The following is a 22,379-nucleotide window of genomic DNA, read 5'->3' on the forward strand; positions in this document are numbered from 1 at the left end:
TTACTAGGGGACACACATATCTTTTAATTCGCATTTTAGCGTTTTGCTTCAAAAAGATAACAGGAAAAAGGAGATTAAGGTGTTAATAAGAAAAGCGACGCTCAACGACATATCCTCTATCAATGCTCTGTGTCACGAGCAACTAACAGGCAGCCACAGTAAAATTAGCCATTACAAGAGAGAGCAGAACGAATACAGCTTAAGTGATTACAATTTCAGTAAAATCAGAATCATTGATCTAGTTTTTACGGAATCAATGATGAAGGAGAAGCTAAACAATAAAAATATCTATTTTTTTGTCGCTGAAACAAAAAAGAATAAACAAGTCATAGGTTACCTAATGGTTAGTGTCCATCCTCCTAAAAAAAGGCCGGCTCTCCAACAACGTCTCCCATCTTTCTACGCTTACATCGAACGATTTTATGTGTCGTATAAATACCATGAACAAGGTATTGAGCTTGCCCTACTCAACAGCTTTGATTATTGGAAAAAATACAAATCAGCACACTAATCATTATCTTTCAAAAAACCATGAAATTTGTCAATGCTCAGCCTGAGCATTGACAAATTTTCCCACAATCAAATCAATCTAAAACTGTTTTTCTATAAAAGCCCATCAAACCTTCTTGATACCCAATCAAAAAGAAAAGGGCGAAACTAATATTGCCAGTGAGTTGCGAAAAGACAACACACACCACTCCGACCCAAGCTAAAATAACGTATTCAATCGGTCACCAGTTATAAATTGCCCCAAGCCCCCTGGTTATCCCAAGCCAAAGTAAAGGCGAGACAGCGAGTAACCAAGGAGTTTGGACCTCGATTTTTATATGTCGGTTGCACCAGAAAAAAATAGCAACATGAAGCGTCGATACCACAGCGTAAATCACACCGGTAATTAAGGTGTGACTGAGACACTACATTGTGCTTGGATACTGGTAGGAGGGCAGGGTAGGAGAGTATTAGAAGAGAACAGTTCATCTGCTTGGCATATGTGGCTTCAAACATCGAAATTAAAGCTAAGCGGTGTTCTGCTATTCGCTAGACAGATCTACGAGAGAAAGCCCTAATGCCTCACCTATGACATCTGAACAACTAGAAATTCGTGAATTTTAAAAGAAGGTATCTCGTCTTAAATAGGTTGACGATTTTTAGCAAGCCTGTAACGGAATTTTTTGTTTTTTCATACATATTATTTGGCCTGTTCATCTTACGAATGAAGGCGTCCGTTGACAATGACAACTAATGAACGCCCTCATCAGATTGAACATAAGTCATGTAGCTCACCAAAAACTCCTCTACCTTTGAAGAAAACATTTATTTTACCAAGTTCGGATGCTTTTTCATTCAATGCCTTTTTCATTGTTTTGGTGTAACTCCATTTTGGCTTAACCAGCAACCGCTCTTCTTGAAGGTAGTTAAACTAAACATCGCGGCCCAGGTTTATTCCTTTAGCTATCAATTGAGGTTTTAGTAAGAGAAGTGAAGCTTGTGAGTTCCTAGTCGAGACATGAAGCGCCTTAGTGCAAGCTCACCTTGACAATTTTTCTCTCTGATATACACATTAAAGATAAATATCGCGTAACGAACAAGCCCTAATTACGCTTACTTTCTTTTCGAAGGCTTCTTGCCGCCCTCGGTGATTTCGGCATCGTGCTCTTCCTTGAACTGACTAAATAATCCATTTCTCCTTTTTCAATGGTATCCACAACCTGTATTTAAAGCCTAGTATGTAATCTCGCTGAGTGCACTTAACGTAGTGTTTATTTGGGATGGTCATAATTAGTCCTCAATGTATAAACACATTTCAAGACGGGGAAAATATTAAAAAAACCACGACTCTGCTGATGGTTTAACAGTCGGACAAGAGATAAAGTTTATCGATGGCTTACAAGCTCGTCGGAAACCTAAAAATATCATGGACCGCAGCGGCCAAGGCTGTCACTAAATAAGTGGAAAGTATCATCAATTACTGCGGTGCTTCCAGATAAAAAACTTATCTCGACGAAAAAATTGCAGGGAGTAGGTGACAATCGAACGTTTTTTAGAAGCTTAAATACTAAGTAGATTCCCGCAATAAATTATCGCAGCTTTGCAGAGACTCAAAAAATCATCCAATACATAATTAGATATTCCAGCCAACTTAGGCCATATCAGTATAATGATGTTCTGACACCCATTGGCTCAGAACGATTGATTGTCTTGAAAACCGTGACCAATTTTATTGGACCACTATACTCTTGCCTCTAAAGAAAGATAAAGCCCCATTAAGCGATAAACGTAATTTCCCATCTAAGGGTTGATAAAGATTGCTACAAAGTTAGCGTGGTTGCATGACATTGGTATTCCTACAACGTTCGCGAGCTTGTTCGGTTGTGGAGTGGAACAGCACCTACCGACAATTTCAATTTAATACTCAGTAATTTCAGAGCAAGCTTCAGGAACACATTCGTCAAAGTTGGATTTCATTCACGCAACAAAGTTTAAGTCGATTTTAAAGTTAATCTTCTCAGGGACGACAGTAGAAATAGCCTCTGAAGCCAATTTCTATCCAAGAGTGAGAGAAAGGGGCGGTAAATTATAATTATTGACTTAACCTTTGAAATTCGAGAGTTCGTAATATTTGATTTCTGGCGTTGGCACTTAAGGTTCTTCCCAAGGCAAATTAATCCCACTGTCATTAATATAATCAGCGCTCAACACACACAACTCATCACAACACGAATCAACCTTTGTCCAATCCTAAATCTATAGGCCTCATCATTTGCTTGAGGAGGCTATTGCCGATTGTAGTAGCTCATCAGGTAATAGCGACTGAGCTTGTGTCCACTCGATTTTCAAATTTATGAATAACTTCTCCATGGGAGCATTGACGATCCCATGTCAATACTTACATCATAACTGAAAAATCTTTCAATATAATGGAGGGAAATTTACAAACGATATAGCGTTTCAAAAATCTTTGTGTTTCTCTTATCGAAAGTCCCTCTGCTTCTCTTCGCTACATATAGTTTTGTCTTAGGATCACTTCTCATTCTATCAAAACTACTGTCATCGGTGTCAGGATGTCTTTCCTGATGAAGTTTGTAACGAACTCACTTCAAAGAGGTTAGGTAAATGCAGACTCTTTGTCTAACCTCTGTAGATTAGCACATGCTGTAACCAACAATATCGCAGCTACACATGATCCACACCAAAGTGTTCCATTAATGTTGAAGCTCTTTCTTTAGTTCGCATGAGAGAAACTTTTCGTAAGTAGATTTAAATGATAAATAGGTTTGACTGCATAAAAAGTCGAGGAGACATAGCAAGCTCGTTTAATTCAGTCAGGCGCAGTGACGAGTAATGCATGAAACTGATTTACAGCCTGGGATGATCTAAAAAACGAAAAGATCTTCACCATAAGAGCCCGTATTAATAGTAGCGATTAACCACCTAGTTTAGTACCTAAGATCATTAGACCACTACAAACCCAACCCGTTTATCAATTACATGCAATTGGTAAAAAATATAGCTAAACATTAAAAGTAAGACATAAAATCATTAGATAACTAACATTTACCCAACAACTAACATCAAAAATCTCTCGAGATTTGATGTTAGTTGTTGGGTTACCGACTGAGCCTAAGTGAAGTTGGTATATCTTGAAACTAGATCCTAAAGTTTCTAGTTTCTTAGAGTTCATCTAAATGTATCAACATCTACCGATTCAATATCAACATCTACCGATTCAATATCAACATCTACCGATTTTATATTGATATTAAACGATCATACATATAAACATTTACCGAAATAAGATTTTTTAGTATTAACATTAGCCGATCTAAAAGGAAGGTAAGATCATTAATTTAAGTTAACTTATGATAATTAACCTAAATTGGTTATAAAACGATCAAAACATTAGATAAATTATGAATTAAATACATAGTTTGATCATTGTGAAGTAACTAAACATTTACCGAAACAAGTAGTTATTTACCGATATTTATACATAATTTATGTGACGAGCTATAGATATTTACCGAAATAATATAGACATCTACCGAAGTTGATGAGGTAAGTAAGGTTATCTGTTAAAATGATACTATCTCATTCTTAGGTAATGATCATGACGTTATCATCCAACTCTAGCCTGACGGTTATTAATGAAGAAGACCGAAAAAATCGGTTTATCTCATCGATTCTGTTCTCTCGAGCAACTATTTTTCATCCTGCTTCTCGTTTGACTTCAACGATGCAGTCAAAATTGATTCAAATTGCTCAGAGTGGTGGTACAGATCCAAATCACCCATTAGAGAGTGTTAATATTAATAGCTATGGGAAAAGCTTCAGGGTTGATCTACATGTAGATTATCTCCTACAACCTCATCGCGATATCCTCGAGACTATGCTGGCCTATGCTCAAACTATTCAACTCGACGATGCTTCTTATGAAGCGGGATCTCGTTTAAATTGGTCCCAAGTATATCAAACCATTTCTGATGGTGATATTTCTGACACTCAACAAGATGGTTTCGACTCTTTTATTGACCGGGATGCAACCGTTTTATCGATGAGTATGTATGAGCTAGCAACCCGAATGGGAATGGCGACAACTCGTCCGAACTACGATCAAATTGAGCGTCGTATTACTCAATTGGCAACGGCTCATTTGGTGATTAATGAACTCGATGAAGAACAGAACGTTGTAGGCAAAAAGCCCTTAGAATTTGTGCAAGATTACCGTTTCTATTGTGATCGAAGTAAATTCAAAACCGGCCGTAAAAACAGTAAGAATCTAACTAACCATGTATTCTTAGTGCCAGACATGCGCTTGCTACAAGCGATACGCGACCATGGTTACTATTATCGATTAGAACAACACAAAATGACCAACTATAGTAAACCGTCAGTTCGCTCATTCTTAAAATACATTACCACGCACAAAGCAGAATTTTTACATAACAAAAAGTTTGAATGGGCGCTCGATAGTTACATTCAGTCTATTGCTTCTAAAGTCAGCCATAGCTTCCGTAGCGATCTAAGAAAAGATTTGTTGGCCAATGCCGTGCAAATTGAAAAAGATTTTAGTCTTCAATTTCGCGATGTTGGTAATGGTATACAGATCTTTTATATTGGGGAGGGTAAATCATGATTACTCAATCTCTTGATAGCTTGATGTCTTCACCTGCGAGCCAAAGCCTAGAGTTCAGTATAAAAGGCTTACTCAAAGGGCATGTAGGTATGTTGATTGCCGCACCGAATGTCGGTAAATCTCACCTTGCACTTTGTATTGCGATGGAACACGCTTCTTCAATGTCTTTACTAGGGATGAGCGCGGCCGACAAACCGGCTAAAACCTTGGTACTGAGTTCAGAAGACGGGGCTGGCGTGATTCAATCTCGAATGAAAGAAAAGCTGGTTAATTGCACTGCCACCATTAAGTCAGAGCTAAAAAAAAATCTACATTTTTTAACGGACATTGAACCGATAGTGCTCCCGCCCGACAGCTCTGCACAAGAAAAAGTAGAACATAAGCAGTATTTAGAACAACTCAAACAAATTTTCTCTGAATTCGATTTAGTGATAGTAGACACCGTGACTGAGTCAATAGGCCGTTGTGAGGAAGTCAAACACGATCGCTTAATCAAAAATGTCTTCCAAAGCCTTGCCAGTGAATCAGGCGCTAGTTTATTGCTTGTTCATCATGTGAATAAAGAGGAAATTCGTGGTAATCAAGAAATTACCATGGCATCTGGGGCTGGTTTAACGTCGATAATGCGATTAACAAAGTGCTTATTTACGTTAAAGAGAAACAAGGATTTCCTGTCGATTAAGTACCTTAAGAGTAATTATTTACCTGAAAATGAAAATCAAGAGTTTGCGGTTGAAGTAAGACAAAACCTTACGATTAATCCACAGGTATTCAGTTTGAAATCCAAGACGTCTAAGTCTGTTCGATCGGTGCAAAGTATTAAGCAAAATCCAAAAAAAATTACGCTGCCTGGAACTATCCCGGAACAAGAAGAAATTGAAGAGCGTAAAAACCTCAGAGACGTTTTGTAAGCTAGCTCTCACATTTTCAAAAAGCACCGAATTTCGGTGCTGTCTTTTTGTCTGACTCTGTTCGCACTTTCTTATATCCGTTCACTTTTTTGTCTACCTTAGATAATCTTATTTAAGGTGAAAACATGGTGAACTACGCATATTTAGGAGTCTCTTCAGACAACCAATATGTAGCAAACTAAAAGCACGGGCTCTATGACTCTACCAAAAAGGTTGGGATAGGTAATTTGGTGTTTGTAGAAGTCAGCCGTATTGCACGTCTTACCTCACAAGTGCTCAAAGCACTCTAAGTGAGCATGGAAAATAAAATTATCGTCTATATTGCTAATCAGAATTTGCAACTGGATGGTTCAATGCTGTGTCGGATAATGGCAACAGTACTAGGCGCCAAATTTGGTTTTATTCTAGGCTTATTTCATGAAAATTGTCTATGTCCGTGTCAGTACCTAAGACTAAACGTCCGACGTTCAAATTTAACAGCTAAACCAGTTGTTGGGCTTTACGAGGGAAGGGGACATTATTCACGTTACCAAAGTCGATTGGATGGCGCGTAATACCATCGATGCATTGCAAATTACCGCTCAGCTCGCGCAAAAGAAAGCCGGTTTGGTTTTTCATGATTTGTGCTATTTGGAGCTCAATAGCTATGTAGGCCGGATCATTTACACCACCAAGATGGAAAGAAAACACATCTTGCAGCGCTGTAATGAGGGGGTTGGCACGAAAATAGGGCTTGTTTTTTCCAGCTTTACGTTTCATGAAAACGGTTGAGGGGACGTTTAAGTGTACTGGGTTTTGTTTTTATGTTCGATGCAGTTTTTAGGAGGCCGCATGACAGTTTGTCCCACAAGATCCGCCGAGATATATCTAGGTGAATTCGACCGATTTTGACTCCACCGTAAAGGCGGTTTAGGTACATGAGGTGCTCGTTAAGGATTTCGAATCTACCGACTCCATAAGACTAGAAGACAATCTAGGTTAAGGTGTCAGGATTATATATTGTGACGGCGTAACAAGTTTTGAGCCGATGCGAGAAGATTACGTTTGCGAAGAAAGTAGAAAGGACGAGAGAAACAACGTTCGCGTATCGGCCTCTTCTCTTTATGACGACTAGGAACAGGCTCTTAACGTCGATATCACGTTAAATAATCGTTAATATTTACTTCATCAATTTGCTCAGGCTGTAAATAGTCATCAGTAAGACGTTTACAAACCCTCGAACTTAAAAAAAAGCGAACAGAGCAGGGTCAACGCTTCAAAGAGATCGGCAATGGCCATGACTTTTGTGGTAAGAGGCATCTCTGAGCCCGTTAAGCCCATAGGTTACACTTACCATTAATTTTCTCATGGTGGCCTCCCGCAATTTTTGCCAAGTTTCGAATATGTTGTGGGAACGGTAGCTACTCCAAAATATGGATGGTTTGAACAATGTGATCGTTGATGATAAACCGTTCTTTCTCTGTTAACGTGCCGCTCTGAATACCTAAGTTGTGCATTTATCCTTTATTCGCCTGATATTGCTTCGGCTGGGTATTTATCTTTTTTCGTGTACTGCTTCATTTCTTCTGAAGATGTACCGAGTTGTTTACTTAAGGTTAGAGTCCACATTCGTGAGATGATATTAGGTTCAGTTGGTGTGATAAACTCTGCTCCCAAATTAAGCTGAGCTAAAAATTAAAAATATTGATTCAACTGTTCACAATTTTCTATTATTTGATCTCACCATCCAACTGGATACGCTTGCACCAAAGACTTCAATTTCGTAATTTCTTCCTCACGTTTAAGAAGCTTGAAGCGTATTCTTACTTCGTGGATCCGGTTATAAATCGCTTCCAGTTTTGTTGCTTTTTTGACCACACCTTCGGGTGTCGTGATTTTTCCACAGTCATGTAGCCAACTCGCCATTTTCAACTCTTGCCACTCTTTTTGAATTAAGAAAAAAGTGGTCAAAAGGCGGTAAGGTAGATTCTTGAGCTGCGCGAGTTAACCACTCGGCTAAGATTGGAACACGTTGGAAATGGTTTCTGTATAAAGGGATTTTTTGTCTAATAATCCTGCAATAAATTTGATGAATTGGTTAAGGAGTCATGTATGGTTTATGGTGTGCACGACATGGAAATTTGATTCGATAGGGACAGCAAGGAGTGCCTTGAAAAGACATTTATTGCCAGAGTTTGTGTGCTATCCCGTCAGTAGCCTTGATTCATACCATGTACAACGTTGATTTGATGAATTTAGTTGACTTAGGCTGGCGCTGCCAACCGTAACCTTGATGGTGCGCCGAGCATGGCGTTGATCTAGGAGGTGAAAGTCCTCTACGGGCTCAGTCGAGCGAGAACCGTTAGCCTATGCAAGGGTGTTCACCGTGAGGTGAAATCTGAAGGAAGCAAATGGCAAAACTTGGTTGTGACGAATAGAAATCTGATAGTAGGCCATTACAACTTGGGCAACCTAACCATAGATAGAATAGCCCAATGCCTCGACGGGAAGTGTGTAGTGGTAAATCAGGCACAGCCAAGGGAAAGATCAACGCCTTACCTCGGGAGATCTTATTGTTTGTCTCAATAGAGACTAATACAGCAGTGATGTTGTGTGATGAGCAATAAGAAGTCAGCAGAAGGCATAGTACTTTGAGAATGTACAACTCAAGGGAAGGCCTGAACTGAATATATCAAGAAGCAGTCACTAGACACTCAATCATGTGGAGTCATAGCAAGATGAAACTCATCTCTACGTCCCAAAGGGCAATACCTCAAGTAAAGCTTATGGATACGAAGAATGACAAGCATGGTCGGCGTAGACAGGAGGGCGAGTCTTGGTGACCTCAACTTCGTTGATGGAGCAAATCTGCTCTTCAACCAATTTGAATCAAGCTCTTAGACGCGTGAAGAAGAACAAAGGGTGTGCAGGAGTCGACAAGCTTGACATCAACGCCACTATCTCAAGACTTCGACAGGCATCAAACGGGCAAGAGCTTCGCCAGAGTCTTCTGGATGGAAGCTATCAACCTCAACCTGTTCTTGGTGTAGAAATCCCCAAAGCTAGCGGTGGCGTAAGGCAATTAGGTATCCCAACAGTCCTTGATAGGGTAGTCCAACAGGCAATCACATCAGTGCTATCAGATATCTATGAGCCGAAGTTCAGCAATAGCAGTTACGGGTTTAGACCAAACCGCAGTGCACATCATGCACTGACGGCTGCAAGTCGCTACATCCGAGAAGGTCGAGGTTATGTAGTAGATATCGACCTAGCAAAATACTTCGATACAGTGAATCACGATAGGCTGATGCACAGGCTGTCACAAAATATTGCTGATAAACGCGTGTTAAAGCTAATTAGGTCATACTTACAGGTAGGCATAATGCGACATGGGTTAGTTGAGCAGAGACAACGAGGCACACCACAGGGTGGGCCATTATCTCCGCTACTGTCAAATATCGTATTAGATGAACTGGATAAAGAGTTAGAGCGTAGAGGGCATCAGTTCTGTCGATATGCAGATGACTGCCAAATCTACGTGCGTAGTGAGGAAGCCGCTCATCGAGTCAAAGAGTCGATAACGGAGTTTTTGGAGCAGAAACTAAAGCTGACGGTAAACCGTGAGAAAAGTGCAGCAACGGGAGTGACAGAGCGAACTTACCTAAGCCATCGCTTCCAGATAGACGGAACAATCCAGATATCGAAGACGGCACAAGCTCAAATGAAGAAGCGAGTGCGTCAGATAACGAAGCGAAATCGAGGACGAGAGTCACGGAGTTAACTCAATATCTAAGAGGATGGCAACACTACTTCAAGCTTACTGTTCGTAAAAGTGCAATGCAGCGCTTAGATGAATGGATACGGCGTAGACTAAGGTGCTACCGACTAAAGCAGCGCAAACGCAGACACAGCATAGCGACATGGTTACAGCGACAAGGTGTAACTGAGCGTAATGCGTGGAAGCTAGCGATGTCAGGCAAGGGTTGGTGGCATCTAGCTTTAACGCCACAGGTTAATCACGCCATGCCAATAAAATGGTTCGAGGGGTTGGGGCTGTACTCATTAAGAGATGGATACGAGTCACTGAAAGTATATTCGGAACCGCCGTATGCGACCCACGCTTGTACGGTGGTGTGAGAGGACGGAGGCTGCGAGGCCTCCTCCTACTCGATTGCTTCGTTCTATTTTTAAGTATGCTGTTCAGCAGCGTCTTGTATGGAGAATCCTTGTGATGGCATTAAGCAAAACCGTAAAAAATAGCTTAATCACACATCTTAAGTATGGAAGAGCCAAAGCAGCTTAAAATCGTTTTAAGGTGCTAAAATTGCTCCTTTTAATGGGTTGTCTAATTTAAGAGGTGACGGGGCTGAGATGGTCTTTTGTCAAAAATGATGAATGGCACCGCAGTTGTTAGGTCATAAGCGTATTCCGTCAACGCTTCGTTTGCCCATGTGAATGATGCGCAAGTATCGCTATCTTCTGAGGCGATAGGGGAAGTCATTCGTGGAATATTATCAGGTCAGTTTATGAGTAAACCTAAAAATCGAAAAGTGAGAGCATCCAAACCTAAACAGACGAGCTCCCAAGCGCAGAGGAAGACTTATCAAAGCAATGCCAACACGTACTGATGAGGAAGTTGAACGGTTTAGGTATCTGTGTTGATATTAGGATGTTAATTGAGTCGATTCTCGGGCGATAACTCACTCTAGTAAGGGCTAATTTTCAAAGTGATAGACGCAGAAGTGTCTTAATATTAACCAACAATAGTCTGGTAAGTGTGTTACCTTGGTTTTTATCCCTACCGCTTAGTAGGGACTTCTTTTCTTTTCCGAACTCGCATCTCGGCACTCCTTAGTTGCCCTCCTAAGCCTCACCGCAGGCTTTAATTATGTCCATTTCAACCCAAAAGTTAAGAAACATCTTCAAATTCACTAGAATTGAAAATTTCAAAACCAACTACAATGTAACTCATATTGCTCCTTGGCTACCACTTGCTCAGAAAGTGAAACCTGTCATCCCTTCGGCAATTATATATTGCGAAGGTAATTTCGGTGAAATTGATGGTAAAACCGCTAATGGGCTAGTGAGGCATTCATTAAGCTATCGTATTCTATCGGTTATTGATAGTGTATCTGCCGGCTTAGATGCTGGAGAAGTACTTGATAACAAAGCCAATGGAATACCGATCCTTGCCAATGCTGAAGAAGCTATCATTCACGCGGAAAGCATTCCCGATTACTTCATTTTTGGCATTGCGCCATCAAGTGGTTTTTTATCTGACTTAGATAAAAGCATCATTTTAAATGCCATGTCACTAGGAATGAACATCGTAAATGGCTTGCATGAATTCCTAACTGATGATCCTCTATTTTTAGAAGCTAGCTTAAAGAATAACGTTCGAATATTCGATACTCGCAAACCCAAAAGTAAAGGCGATCTGAAAACGTTTAGCGGCAAAATACACAACGTTAAATGTCCGAGAATTGCTGTAATGGGGACGGATTGCGCGCTAGGAAAACGAACAACAGCAACAATATTGGCGAATGAACTGACTAGAAAAGGCCTTAACGTCGTTCTGATTGCCACTGGTCAAACAGGTATTATGCAAGGCGCGCAATACTGCGTTGCACTCGATGCTGTCCCTTCACAATTTTGTGCCGGTGAGTTGGAATCTGTCATTGTACAGGCCTATGAAAAAGAAAATCCGGACCTGATTATTATTGAAGGGCAAGGAGCCTTGAGTCACCCTGCGTTTTCAACCAGCGCATTTATCTTACGTGGCAGTTGTCCAGCGGGTGTGATATTGCAACATGCTCCTAAACGTTTATATCGTAGTGATTTTCCTGATTGCCCAATGCCTTCGATTGCCTCAGAAATCAATCTTATCGAAACGTTTTCTAATACCGATGTTATTGGACTAACACTGAATCATGAAGATATGTCTTTAGATGAAACACGCTGTGTGATAGACAGCTACACTACCGAATTTGGTATACCGGTTACTGATGCATTATCACAGCCTGTCGAACATCTACTGCACATCGTAACGTCAGCCTTCCCTATGATAGCAAGAAAACTGGCCGCAAAAGGGTGAACTACCCTAGATTAGACATTGATTGTGGGAAGATTCACCATAACGCTCAGTTCCTGATTACTCAGCTCTCACTAAAAAATATATCCGTTACACCTGTAACAAAAGCCTTCCTCGGCCACCCTATCATCGCACAAGTTCTTATTGATGCTGGCGCAACAATGTTAGCCGATTCAAGAATCGAAAATCTTCAAAAGATGACTGAATCTGGCATTGCTATCCCTAAAATGCTGATACGTACACCCATGCTAAGTCAAGTGGCGAGCGTAATAAAATACAGTGATATGAGTTTAAACTCTGAAGTTGAAGTGATTCAGAGGCTTTCACATGCAGCGGAACAACAAAATTGCCGTCACGGTATCATTATTATGGTTGAGCTTGGCGATCTCAGAGAAGGTGTGATGCCCCATCATATTATTGATTTTATCCGAGAAGTTATTTCTTTACCAAACATCACGATAAAAGGAATTGGTACGAATTTGGCCTGTCGGTATGGTGTCGCTCCAGATGATCAAAAAATGAATATTCTTTCTGAGCTTGCCGATGGAATTGAAGCTACATTTGGGATCAGTCTAGAAATTATTTCAGGGGGTAATTCTGCTTCAGTTAACTGGGCTCTTCAGAGAACAGGCTTAACTCGAGTCAATAACCTTCGTATAGGAGAAGCAATTTTTTTAGGCTGTGAGCCTTTAGAGCACGAAAATATCAAAGGCTTACATACGGATGCGGTTTCTTTGACCGCTGAAGTGATTGAATCCAAGACTAAACCGACTTTGCCTTGGGGGAGTCGGGGGTTAAATGCTTTTGGTGAAAAAGAAAGCCTTCAAGATAGAGGGGAGGTCTCACAAGCTATTCTAGCATTAGGCCGCCAAGATGTTTGTGTCAGCGGGCTTAAGGCTCCGAATGGGATTAAGATCATGTCTTCAACTAGCGATCACTTTGTCCTTGAATCCTCACAGAAACCACTACTTGTAGGGGAAAAAGTCACATTCAGTTTAGATTACAGTGCGCTCTTATCTTCTATGTCTTCACGTTATATCCATAAATATTTTAAGGCACCTAAAGGGAGAAGAAGCGCATAATGCTACGAACAACAGTAATTTTCTTCGTCAGTGTCATGCTTAACGGTTGTCAGATAAGCCCAATAAAATCTAATGGGCTTGCCGATTATAGAGCGACGGTTATCTCAAGCCAACTGCCACAAGAGTTAGGCTCAATCACACTCGTAAATGCTCAGTCAGAGGGCAATAGTGTCACTCTTATTTTCGTAAAAAAGAAAACTTTGAATATGGACAGCTTAGTAGAAAAAGTCGCCGTTAGTTTTTGTGACAACATCGAAATAAGACCACTATTAGAGAGGGGGGTCTCTTATCGAATCATTACCTTAGGCAAAAATGATAACGTAGAAAGCCTTAACGTCATTTCTCTAGCTAAGTGCTCTAATTGAATGCTCAGCAGTCGAATGGATAAAAGCCAATACGAGTTGTTCAATGTACTAAATGACACTATTTTATTAAGGTTTGACCGCCTTACGCCTTGGGAAAAAAACTTTATCACGGACCTACACCACAAAGCTTTAACTAAGCAGCTCATTTCAACGAAACAAGAACAACTTGTCTTAAAAATTTCAATGAAAGCCTACAAATCAAAGAAGAAAATCGAACATTCCAACTTTTAATTTAAGCCTGTATATACTTAATCGGTTGTTGCTTTCGCATTTGGCTTGGAAAAGAAAATTGCTGGCTGTTGGAAGTCATCAAAATCCATTTCATGAGACTCTGTTGAGTTCTTGTCTTTTTCTCAAATTGAACTTCAAGGTCTGTTTTTCTCTGAATCTGCTTAACACGGCTAAATATCCTATTTTGCGAAGAGACCTCGCAACCCCGGAAGTAGAGAAAATCACTCGATCTTAGTTTGTTATCAAGAATGGCTCAGTTAAGTAACGCAAGCTACATCCAACTACTATCAATCTCTAGTTTGGTTTTGATCCGCCAAATCTCTTCAAGCCGAAAGGAAATGTCGGATAGACGGCACCTGTTACCAGGTGCCACCCTCCTCAGAACCGTGTGCAACTTTCACTGCATACGGCTCAAGCCTCCACAAAGGCACAGTGAAGCACCCAGTAATTAAATCGTTATAGGACTAGAGCGAGACCAAAAGTTGATCGCAACATTAGCTCTTCGTGTTAATTACCTTTGCGATACGCACTTGAAGCTTTAATACCTCGCCAATGAGCACTCAGTAATTGAGAGACCACGGTTCGTTGTAAGAAGATGCACTAATTTCATTCGAAATCATCATTTGCTTTTCTTCTTCAATAAAGTTCTTCAAACTCTTTCGCAACGGGAGACCAGTTAGAAGTCAGCTCGCTTTCGCGCCAGATAAAAATCTGTATCCACTTCATTACAAAGCGGCATTTGCTTTCTCTAACCTCCTTTACCTGCATACCTATCGGCCACCTTCACAGGTAGCTTTCCCATAGGGAGGTATACAGGCTTACCCTGTTCCGTATGTCGCGTAAAAATGTCAACTTAGATGCCCACAATGGTGCGGAGAGTACAATGACCACGAAAGAGCATTGTCCAATCTCTTTCCGACTCTCGTTGCCTTTTGGCTACAGCGTATTAACCACTTCCGCTGTTTCATCACATAACGCGCCTTAAATGGATTCACATTACATTCATCATATTGACTCCCTAGCACTCACCCGATTTTGAGGTTATCAGGAGGAACATCCTCTCACGATTTTGCTCCCGCACAGCCTAACGACCAAGCTTCGTTACGTTGTCAGAGCCGCTGCTTTATTCAGGCTCTTAGGGTCATCTGGTGATACAGATGGTTCACTCTGCGTGGTGAACAACGCTTCATACGACTTCAGGTCGCACGGACAATTATGAGTTAGATAAATTGCAGTACAAATAAAAAGAGGTCTCCTTTACCTGTATTAGTTCCTATTAGCTCTGATAGGTCCCGAGGCGATAAGTGGGGGGACGTAAAGCAAACAGAACCAGCGTGGTAGGTCACGTCGATTCAGTGATTTAGTTATTACTACCACTGCGTTAATGGTGAAACGAGTCTTCTCTATGCCATTGAGATCGCTGCAAGGGTCTATCGATTCAATATTTAGGCTAGCTTCATGTTCCGTTGAGCTGCCCACATAACAAAAGTATCATTCGCCATGCAAAAGAGGTAGATATCTCATCTAAAACAAAAGCAAGAGGCGCAATGCTGTGCCTAGCCATTGAGTAGAGAGGCATCAAGGTTTATGGTGAAGGTAAGTAGGAAGTAAAAACCTTGTTCAGATGGGAAGCTTAGAGTATGGCGAAAGTTACACTTAGCGGTCGATACCAAGACGCCGGAAATCCTTGCTGCTGAGTTAAGTTTATCTAATGTTACCGGTGGAGAAGTGCTCCCGAACTTACTCAAATAAACACGCCGAAGTCTCATAGAGGTATCTGGCGATGGCGCTATGACACGAGGTCTTGTTACTATGCAATTCAGATTAAACTCGCGTTTGAGCTCATCCCCCTCCCGAAATCTCGCGGCTGGTTGTCCGGAGGTGTCCGGTTCCAATAAGTATTGGAAACAGCGGTCTGGTTATCACAAACGTTTACTTTCATAAACTTAGACATGCTCAAAGCGCTGTAGAAGCTTGGGATGCCTGAAACCTGTCGTATTGATTAAAAAGCATATCAAACGGTGAAAAATGGCCTCTAAACTGAATTACGCGACAAAGCGGCCGTGCTTTATTGTCTTCTATTTCACCCATCCTTCCAAAGCGCATCAAATTCTTGGGCTTCAAGGATGTCTTCAATGCGGCGACGAACTTTGGTCTGCTGCTTTAATTTTTCTGGCACGGTTTTACTTGGATATGGTAAGGCGTGGTTGGGTTTAAGCGGTATTTCCATGCGCTGATGGGCTGGTACGGTTCTTTTGTCCATGAGGTGTTCTCCTTATTATGAATCAATCCCACTATTTTAATATTTTGGCTGATGTCGTTCTCTTCAAGTTCATTCTGGGTGCGTGCTTGACGGGGCCAGAATGAACTTGAGGTGTAATGTATTTGGCGATGTGGTCAATTTCTTTTTTAACGACTTTGCTTTGAGTGGACGTTTTCAAAACAAGGTCTTCTGGATGTCTTGGAACCAATCCAAATTCAATTGAACTTCTGCGAGTCGCTTTTTGAGGATAAGGGTTTGACGAGCGTTTAATTGCGGTTGTTTCAAGGTTCGTTCGTAATATTGACATACCGTGAGGGTGGTTTTGATGCTGAGGTCTATCTCACGGCTTAATTCTGTTGGTGCGAGAGAATGATTCATCAATTTTATACAAAACGAATCTCTATGCTGACAGGTGGCCACCGGTGTCGATAGCCAGTTAATTAGCGCTTGTTTACCAAGTTCGGTGATAGTGAAAGCGTTGCCTTTTGAAGCACAGTTCGCATGCGCTTCTATCCATCTTTCTTTGTGCAATACCTTAATCTCTCGATAAGTATGCTGTAGGACGGCGCTCCAATAATGGGATTTGTTGATTTCTTTGGTGACGCTGTAACCTGAGTGGGGGTTTTCATTTAAATACGTCAATATGACGTAACGTAGTGACATCTTTTTAGTTCCTTCAATTATTACAATGCGGTCGGCTTGAATGCGCTGAGATGTTAAGTGAAACGACTTTCATCATTATTGGGGCGATTATTAACCTGACGTCTTTATGCTTCTTCCTGTCAGCTATCGCAAGAGGTTGAAGGGTAATTAATAATTAATAATTATCCGTTTTTTGATTTTGAGTTGTTGATAGGCTTTGTGGTAACCATACCGCTCTTTCCGCTTTGCTACATATAATCTTGTTTTTGACTAATATTGTTCTAGCTGCATTTTCAACCGCAAGCTCTTTCTCACTTAACTCAGAGTCAAAAACTCTTGGTGTGGCTCATGCTTTTTCCTTGAATTAGTAAAGATGATAACTTTTCAATATAAATAAAACATAAATTATTTAAATGTTCTTATTGATTGATTGAAATAGTCTATTGTCAGTTTTACCAATTTTTTAATTCCATCAAATTTTTCAAAAAATCATATTTTAGGCGGGGGAATGGACAATGAAGTTTAAAATAAGCACTATTGGACTATCAATCGGAGCGGTATTATTTGCCAATAGTGCTAACTCTTTCTATTTTCTTTTGGATGAGGGGGAAGCATGTAAAACTACAACTCTTGAAAAAGAGGTTGATGATTTTCAAGAGGACATCTCACCGATATCAGAAAAAGAAACTTCCATTGGCCAAAAGATTACTAATGAAGAAATTGGTGAGGTTATACCAGAATTTGAAACCGGAGCAATGGAGTTGGCAGAGAAAATTGGTGGAGCTATTGCCGTTGTAAGTGGTGGATTAGAATTGCTTGACGGCATAGAAAATAAAAATGCTGATGAAATCACTGGTGGTGCCGTTCTTTTGGGCTCCTACATAGCCCCGGAAATTGCAGGGGAAGTTATCGGCTCAATCTTCTCCGAGTCAATTGCGGAAGCTATAAACCCAGTTATAGGTGTTCTCATCGCTGAAGGGATTGCAATTTATGGTGATATAAAAATGGCTGGGGTCATCAACAAGATGGAAGAGTCCGATCGCACTTTGATGGGTGTCTACTCAAAAGCAATTGATAAAACAGACGCATCACTACTAAAGCTTAAAAAAATAATCCGAGGTGATAATGATGAGATTTATAATTATGAATATAAAAATTTTGGAGAATTAACAGTTGAATTATATAAAAACAGTTTCCACAAATTAGCATATAGATTGATTAATGATAATTACTCTAATAGAGTAGATAAATATTTCAAAGATAACACAGTATCCACCCCAATAACCACGCAATTCGTTTCAAGTGAATTACCAGTAACTATTAGCCACCTAATCGGATTAAAGGAAAATTTAAAATACTGGTATTCAACCTCATTGACAGGGAAGAAATACATAAGCAGTTTCGGACATGTCCAATTAAATAATGCAAATTTCCATCCATCATATGAAGGCACAAACAGCATCCGATTTTCAAAATCGATAAAAAATGTTGCAATACCAAATATGCGTTGGTTGAATGATGTATTTTTCCCAGTTTTAGAGAGGACAGTAGATGTAATATATGACAATAGCGATCATCTTGTTGTTGAATTCAAAGATATGCTTACAGATACAAAATTTATCCATAGTCTTCAGGAGTCAATGATAGCCCCATATAATGATGTTCTAAAAAAATACTATTCTTGGTTATATTTTGGGCATCATATTTTGAAAAACCTTGATTATTCAGAGGTAAAGATTGAAGAAGGTTTTCTTATTTTTATATCGATATTTATGCCAATTGAAAGCTCAATAATTCAAGGCTCTGTCATGAATGATATTAAATCCAAAATTGATGTTGCTCCATTTGTTTTTGCCATAACAAAGTCACTAATTAGCCAAGGCGTCGATGTGACTGATGAGACCAAGTTTACAAAATTAATTAATGATGCATATTCGAAAATTGGAGAGGAACATTCCACCCTTAAAAACAAAATTATGAGTTCTTATCATGCAGCTAAAGACCTGGTTAATACTAAATTAGTAGATAAATCAGAAATTTCATTAAAGCCAATCAGTCAAGAAAAATTAAATTCGCTTATTGAGAAAATCGATAAACATGTGGCTGATGGAAGCCTAAAGAAAAAGGTAGATGTTGCATTAAATGATGCTGTTTCATTAATGAGTCTACAAGGTGGTGATAACTATGAGACATCATTACGATTCATTGATTATGCTCAAATGACTAGCTCTATTCAAAATAGTTACTTTAACGTTGTGGGCGCATTAATCGATAATTACGTGAAGAAACTACAAAAGTTAAGTGATTGGGAAAATGAAGCCGCTGCTGTAATCTTGAGCGATTTACGTGACGACCTGGTTGCGCTAAATAAAAACAGTAAACTCGTAAATTACTCTTCTCAAGAAGTACATAAATATTCAAGTGGAAACTTTGATTGGCTAGCGTTTAACTCAACTCCTTTTTTAGATGAAGATAATAATAAAATAATTAGGTACCTTGATGACACTATCAATTTATGGGTTCCTGTTTCTCAAACAGGACCACCCATGCGTCTGCATCACGCCAATTAGGTCGAATATTGTGATGGGAGCAGGGAAAAAGTATCTTAGATAAAGTTTTAAAAATGATTTTTTTGAGTTGATTAACTAAAAATCAAGACTATAGGAAGAGGCACTAGTTTAATTAAATCAAAGGATAATCCATTTTGATGTCTAACGTTCGAGCGACCTAAGGTTAAGAGCAAGCGTATTTCTCTTGCGTCATGTTATCCAGACAACATTGTAAATACTAATGTGGTTCTTAAAGGTGCAGTGCTAAACAGATAGAAGTGTGGTGAGAGATTTTAAGTCAAATAATCCGAACGTTAGGTGAATATCCGCTTTTGTAGTTTCTGATGTTATTGAGGGGAATTACAATGGGTTGGCTTCTCCTTTCCCCGGATTACCATAGACCAATTACTCCTTGAAGAGGTGAATCATGATGGGAAGAAAATATAAAATTAAATATATTATAAATACATTTTTGATATTGCTACTCTCTGCAATTTCATTTAGCTCGATGTCTGGGAGTCTTGAAATTGATGTAACTAAAATAAATCCAAGTGAATTAGACTCGATCAGGCCGAAAATAATAATTCAAAATGGGGAGGCAAGGCTTTCAAAAGTCGGTTTCTCTACTGAAAAGTTAGTTTTAGATAAACCCTTGGAACATTCAGAAGCTAGGAAAAAGCTATATGAGAATGTAAAAAGTATGCTTGAAAAGAACAAAAATATTTTGGCTGATATTGAGGAAGGTAAAATACCATTTCCAAATGAAAGTACTAAAAGTAGCGTAACAGAGGCTTTGCAGTTCAATGACGATTTTTTAGAAAGTGCCTCTGATACCTTGGGCTCAGATGTAATAGATTCTAATAAATTATACTTTTCAACTTCATATAAAGGTGAAAATGTAGTGATTAGTGAGGTTAAGGACTGGACTGCATTAGAAAAAAGAAGCATATCTCAAGTGATGTCAGACCCCGATAACATTGTTAACACTAGGCTTAATAGACCGGGAGCGGTTAAAAGAGCGAGTGTTGAAAATGGTAGGGAGATAATTCGAGATTTAAAGAAAGGCGGAGGTGAAATAAAGAAGGTTACTGCTTTTATGATCTCGGATGTTCTTGAGACTAATTATCGAAGGATGGGTTTTTCAACACCTAACTGCTTTTAGTTTAAGTGCGTTGCTCACTCTGCCAATTATCCATAATGTCGCCTGATAATCAGATATCAATCCGCCCTCGGTCACGCAATATAATTGGTTTGTCGGTAGGTGTGTTTTTTTGAAGTGTTGACGCCTGGATTGATTGTGTTTGTAAGGTATGATTATGAGAGTGAATACATCAAGGTATGATAAGAATATAGGAAAAGGCTCTCAACTCAAAAATTGGCGATTAAATGAGCGCTTCAACAAAGCCGCTCAAGAGCGACAAGAAAACTTTGGCACATTGAGAGCCAGAGTCCTGGGCGTTAGACGTTATTTTCAAAGAAGATGAGCAACGTTGTATTTATGCAGTAGGCTCGGTGCTGAAATTAGAATTCAAGGTTATTCTTTTTTAATATAATTTACATTAATTTATTAACTTATTAACTTATTAACTAATTTTTTAAATGTAATCATAATTTAAAATTAATTTCTTTTGTTTAATTTTAAGATTATTAGTAATAAAATTAGGGGTTTAATAATGAAACGAGTTATATTTGACAATCATCCTTTATTATCGCAAGAAGAATTAGAAATGTTAGCTATGGTTGTAGGTGGTCGAGGAGAGGAGGGAGGGGCAAGTCGCCCAGGTCGGATTAAAAATGATCGTGATTTAGATCGAGCTGGAAGCAGGTGGAATTTGCGGCTTCGTTAGGAATAAATTTTATAGGATAATTTTGAGGTTCTCAATTTCCAGTTAGCAATTTCTCCGTAAATCCTCGCCCGCTTTTAGGGCGAGGATAGGCTTTGTTGCGTAATTAAATTTAGAGATAGAGCTACTTCGTTTCGTGTGTTTCTTAGTTAATACGACAAGCTTTAGGCATACCTAACCCAGTAAGCTTGTTCAACGCTTTTATCATCGCGTAAGTCTCACCCACCTGCGCATTGTAATTTCTTAAGCTCAATCGTCCTCTTAGTAACTGTTTAACTCGATACATCGCTGTTTCTGAGAGTGAACGTCTGTGGTATCCATACCGCTCTTTCCAATACTTATTTGAGCCGTATAACTTCTGGCTACCCACGGCGAGATTTCGAGGATGACCACGTTCCCAGAAGGCAGCCCCTTCTCTTGGGGGAATAAGCGCAATAGCTCCCTTAATCTCAATAGCAGCGTGACATGCTCTCGTGTCGTAAGCGCCATCACCAGACACCTTAAGGATACTTCGGCGTGTTTGTTTCAATAAGTTAGGGAGGACTTCTCCATCTGTAACCGTCGATAAACTTAGCTCGGCGGCAATGTTCTCATGAGTGTTGGTATCGACTGCAATATGCAGCTTTCGCCAGACTCTACGCTTGCCATCCGTCCCATGTTTTTTGACTTTCCATTCACCTTCGCCATAAACCTTAAGGCCAGTAGCATCAATGGCTAGGTGCTGTATCGCTCCTCTCGTTTTAGTCTTAAATGAAACCTCAACTTGCTTGGCTCTACGACTGATGCAGGTGTAATGCGGACAACTTAACGGTACATGGGCTAACCTAAATATCGAGTCGATAAATCCTTGCAGCGCTCTCAATGGCATAGAAAAAACTCGTTTGACCATGAGTGCTGTCGTGATAGCTAAATCACTGAACCGACGCGGCCTACCACGCTTATTCTGTTTGCTTTGCGCCCATCCGCTTATTGCTTCTTCATCAATCCAAAAAGTCAGAGAACCACGGTTAATGAGTGATCGGTTGTATTGCTTCCAGTTGGTTGTTTTGTAACGAGGCTTAGGCATAGGACTACGAGAGAGTGTGGAGGTAGCTGATCAGATCGTAGGTTCTTGATTTAGTTCCATTGAATTACGCAACAAAGCCCATTTGAACTCAAAGTTGGCCAGAGGGCGGGATTCGTTAAAACTCTCTTCTGTATATACATTATTACTGCGCTTTTCTAAATTTTTCATTATAAATTATAAATTAATTATTATAAAAATAAAGATTAAATATATATTTTATCA

General features: G+C 39.8%; 12 protein-coding genes and 7 pseudogenes. 14 read left to right on the plus strand and 5 right to left on the minus strand.

Features of this window, described 5'->3' with window-relative positions; genetic code table 11:
- The first annotated feature begins 79 nt into the window (after positions 1-79).
- The 5 genes and pseudogenes from AACW75_RS12415 to AACW75_RS12435 all read left to right on the plus strand — a co-directional run.
- Positions 80-511 (plus strand): GNAT family N-acetyltransferase, encoded by a 432-nt coding sequence (locus AACW75_RS12415; protein WP_016800061.1) that lies wholly within the window; start codon positions 80-82, stop codon positions 509-511.
- Between the two features lie 3,597 nt (positions 512-4,108).
- On the plus strand, positions 4,109-5,134 hold the full coding sequence (locus AACW75_RS12420) for a hypothetical protein (protein WP_016800063.1): 1,026 nt from the start codon (positions 4,109-4,111) through the stop codon (positions 5,132-5,134).
- A complete protein-coding gene (locus AACW75_RS12425) occupies positions 5,131-6,045 on the plus strand; it encodes an AAA family ATPase (protein ID WP_102258280.1) in 915 nt (304 codons plus the stop codon). The genes AACW75_RS12420 and AACW75_RS12425 overlap by 4 nt, the downstream gene beginning before the upstream one ends.
- Before the next feature lie 125 nt (positions 6,046-6,170).
- A pseudogene (locus tag AACW75_RS12430) lies at positions 6,171-6,431 on the plus strand (recombinase family protein); the annotation flags it as partial.
- Between the two features lie 91 nt (positions 6,432-6,522).
- Positions 6,523-6,759 (plus strand): annotated as a pseudogene (locus AACW75_RS12435) (recombinase family protein); the annotation flags it as partial.
- Between the two features lie 1,005 nt (positions 6,760-7,764).
- Here AACW75_RS12435 and AACW75_RS12440 read toward each other — a convergent pair.
- On the minus strand, positions 7,765-7,950 hold the full coding sequence (locus AACW75_RS12440; protein WP_016800066.1) for a hypothetical protein: 186 nt from the start codon (positions 7,948-7,950) through the stop codon (positions 7,765-7,767).
- 931 nt (positions 7,951-8,881) lie between these two features.
- Between AACW75_RS12440 and ltrA the strand changes: the two are divergent.
- The 5 genes and pseudogenes from ltrA to AACW75_RS12465 all read left to right on the plus strand — a co-directional run bounded on the left by ltrA (position 8,882) and on the right by AACW75_RS12465 (position 13,793).
- A pseudogene (gene ltrA / locus AACW75_RS12445) lies at positions 8,882-10,161 on the plus strand (group II intron reverse transcriptase/maturase).
- A gap of 751 nt (positions 10,162-10,912) precedes the next feature.
- Complete coding sequence (locus AACW75_RS12450) at positions 10,913-12,118, plus strand: DUF1611 domain-containing protein (protein ID WP_237297823.1); 1,206 nt, start codon at positions 10,913-10,915, stop codon at positions 12,116-12,118.
- A pseudogene (locus AACW75_RS12455) lies at positions 12,115-13,240 on the plus strand (alanine/ornithine racemase family PLP-dependent enzyme). The gene AACW75_RS12450 and the pseudogene AACW75_RS12455 overlap by 4 nt, the downstream one beginning before the upstream one ends.
- Complete coding sequence (gene gspS2, locus AACW75_RS12460) at positions 13,197-13,562, plus strand: type II secretion system pilot lipoprotein GspS-beta (RefSeq protein WP_016800069.1); 366 nt, start codon at positions 13,197-13,199, stop codon at positions 13,560-13,562. Before AACW75_RS12455 ends, gspS2 begins: the two are co-directional and overlap by 44 nt.
- Positions 13,563-13,793 carry a hypothetical protein gene (locus AACW75_RS12465; RefSeq protein ID WP_016800070.1) on the plus strand — a complete coding sequence of 77 codons (231 nt, stop codon included), beginning with the start codon at positions 13,563-13,565 and terminating at the stop codon, positions 13,791-13,793.
- A 13-nt stretch (positions 13,794-13,806) separates the two neighbouring features.
- On the opposite strand, the pseudogene AACW75_RS12470 reads toward AACW75_RS12465, so the two are convergent.
- Positions 13,807-14,166, minus strand: a pseudogene (locus AACW75_RS12470) (hypothetical protein); the annotation flags it as partial.
- Between the two features lie 945 nt (positions 14,167-15,111).
- On the opposite strand from AACW75_RS12470, the pseudogene AACW75_RS12475 reads away from it, so the two are divergent.
- Positions 15,112-15,734, plus strand: a pseudogene (locus AACW75_RS12475) (IS5 family transposase); the annotation flags it as partial.
- A 142-nt stretch (positions 15,735-15,876) separates the two neighbouring features.
- On the opposite strand, the gene AACW75_RS12480 reads toward AACW75_RS12475, so the two are convergent.
- Together AACW75_RS12480 and AACW75_RS12485 are read right to left on the minus strand one after the other, a co-directional pair.
- Complete coding sequence (locus tag AACW75_RS12480; RefSeq protein ID WP_016800071.1) at positions 15,877-16,056, minus strand: hypothetical protein; 180 nt, start codon at positions 16,054-16,056, stop codon at positions 15,877-15,879.
- Between the two features lie 174 nt (positions 16,057-16,230).
- Positions 16,231-16,719, minus strand: coding sequence for a PadR family transcriptional regulator (locus AACW75_RS12485; protein WP_102428398.1), 489 nt, complete (start codon positions 16,717-16,719; stop codon positions 16,231-16,233).
- A 494-nt stretch (positions 16,720-17,213) separates the two neighbouring features.
- Here AACW75_RS12485 and AACW75_RS12490 point away from each other — a divergent pair, with 494 nt between their 5' ends.
- The 3 genes and pseudogenes from AACW75_RS12490 to AACW75_RS26575 form a co-directional block, all read left to right on the plus strand.
- Positions 17,214-19,268, plus strand: a complete 2,055-nt coding sequence (locus AACW75_RS12490) for a hypothetical protein (RefSeq protein WP_237297825.1) — start codon at positions 17,214-17,216, stop codon at positions 19,266-19,268.
- Positions 19,269-19,674: 406 nt separating this feature from the next.
- Positions 19,675-20,409 carry a hypothetical protein gene (locus AACW75_RS12495; RefSeq protein WP_017103568.1) on the plus strand — a complete coding sequence of 245 codons (735 nt, stop codon included), beginning with the start codon at positions 19,675-19,677 and terminating at the stop codon, positions 20,407-20,409.
- A 246-nt stretch (positions 20,410-20,655) separates the two neighbouring features.
- A pseudogene (locus AACW75_RS26575) lies at positions 20,656-20,771 on the plus strand (ISAs1 family transposase); the annotation flags it as partial.
- Between the two features lie 465 nt (positions 20,772-21,236).
- Here AACW75_RS26575 and AACW75_RS12500 read toward each other — a convergent pair.
- The gene (locus AACW75_RS12500) at positions 21,237-22,157 is read right to left on the minus strand and encodes an IS5 family transposase (protein ID WP_237297826.1); all 921 of its coding nucleotides are present in this window, start codon (positions 22,155-22,157) and stop codon (positions 21,237-21,239) included.
- Between the last annotated feature and the right edge of the window lie 222 nt (positions 22,158-22,379).

Origin of the sequence: Vibrio sp. L3-7 (assembly GCF_963898195.1) — a bacterium.
Taxonomy (GTDB): domain Bacteria; phylum Pseudomonadota; class Gammaproteobacteria; order Enterobacterales; family Vibrionaceae; genus Vibrio; species Vibrio echinoideorum.

What these genes read in the sequence shown, in the direction of transcription:
- AACW75_RS12485 (WP_102428398.1), bottom strand. Translation starts at nt 16,719, where the DNA reads ATGTCACTACGTTACGTCATATTGACGTATTTAAATGAAAACCCCCAC.
- AACW75_RS12425 (WP_102258280.1), top strand. Translation starts at nt 5,131, where the DNA reads ATGATTACTCAATCTCTTGATAGCTTGATGTCTTCACCTGCGAGCCAA.
- AACW75_RS12500 (WP_237297826.1), bottom strand. Translation starts at nt 22,157, where the DNA reads ATGCCTAAGCCTCGTTACAAAACAACCAACTGGAAGCAATACAACCGA.
- AACW75_RS12465 (WP_016800070.1), top strand. Translation starts at nt 13,563, where the DNA reads ATGCTCAGCAGTCGAATGGATAAAAGCCAATACGAGTTGTTCAATGTA.
- AACW75_RS12480 (WP_016800071.1), bottom strand. Translation starts at nt 16,056, where the DNA reads ATGGACAAAAGAACCGTACCAGCCCATCAGCGCATGGAAATACCGCTT.
- AACW75_RS12495 (WP_017103568.1), top strand. Translation starts at nt 19,675, where the DNA reads ATGATGGGAAGAAAATATAAAATTAAATATATTATAAATACATTTTTG.
- gspS2 (WP_016800069.1), top strand. Translation starts at nt 13,197, where the DNA reads ATGCTACGAACAACAGTAATTTTCTTCGTCAGTGTCATGCTTAACGGT.
- AACW75_RS12450 (WP_237297823.1), top strand. Translation starts at nt 10,913, where the DNA reads ATGTCCATTTCAACCCAAAAGTTAAGAAACATCTTCAAATTCACTAGA.
- AACW75_RS12490 (WP_237297825.1), top strand. Translation starts at nt 17,214, where the DNA reads ATGAAGTTTAAAATAAGCACTATTGGACTATCAATCGGAGCGGTATTA.
- AACW75_RS12420 (WP_016800063.1), top strand. Translation starts at nt 4,109, where the DNA reads ATGACGTTATCATCCAACTCTAGCCTGACGGTTATTAATGAAGAAGAC.
- AACW75_RS12440 (WP_016800066.1), bottom strand. Translation starts at nt 7,950, where the DNA reads ATGGCGAGTTGGCTACATGACTGTGGAAAAATCACGACACCCGAAGGT.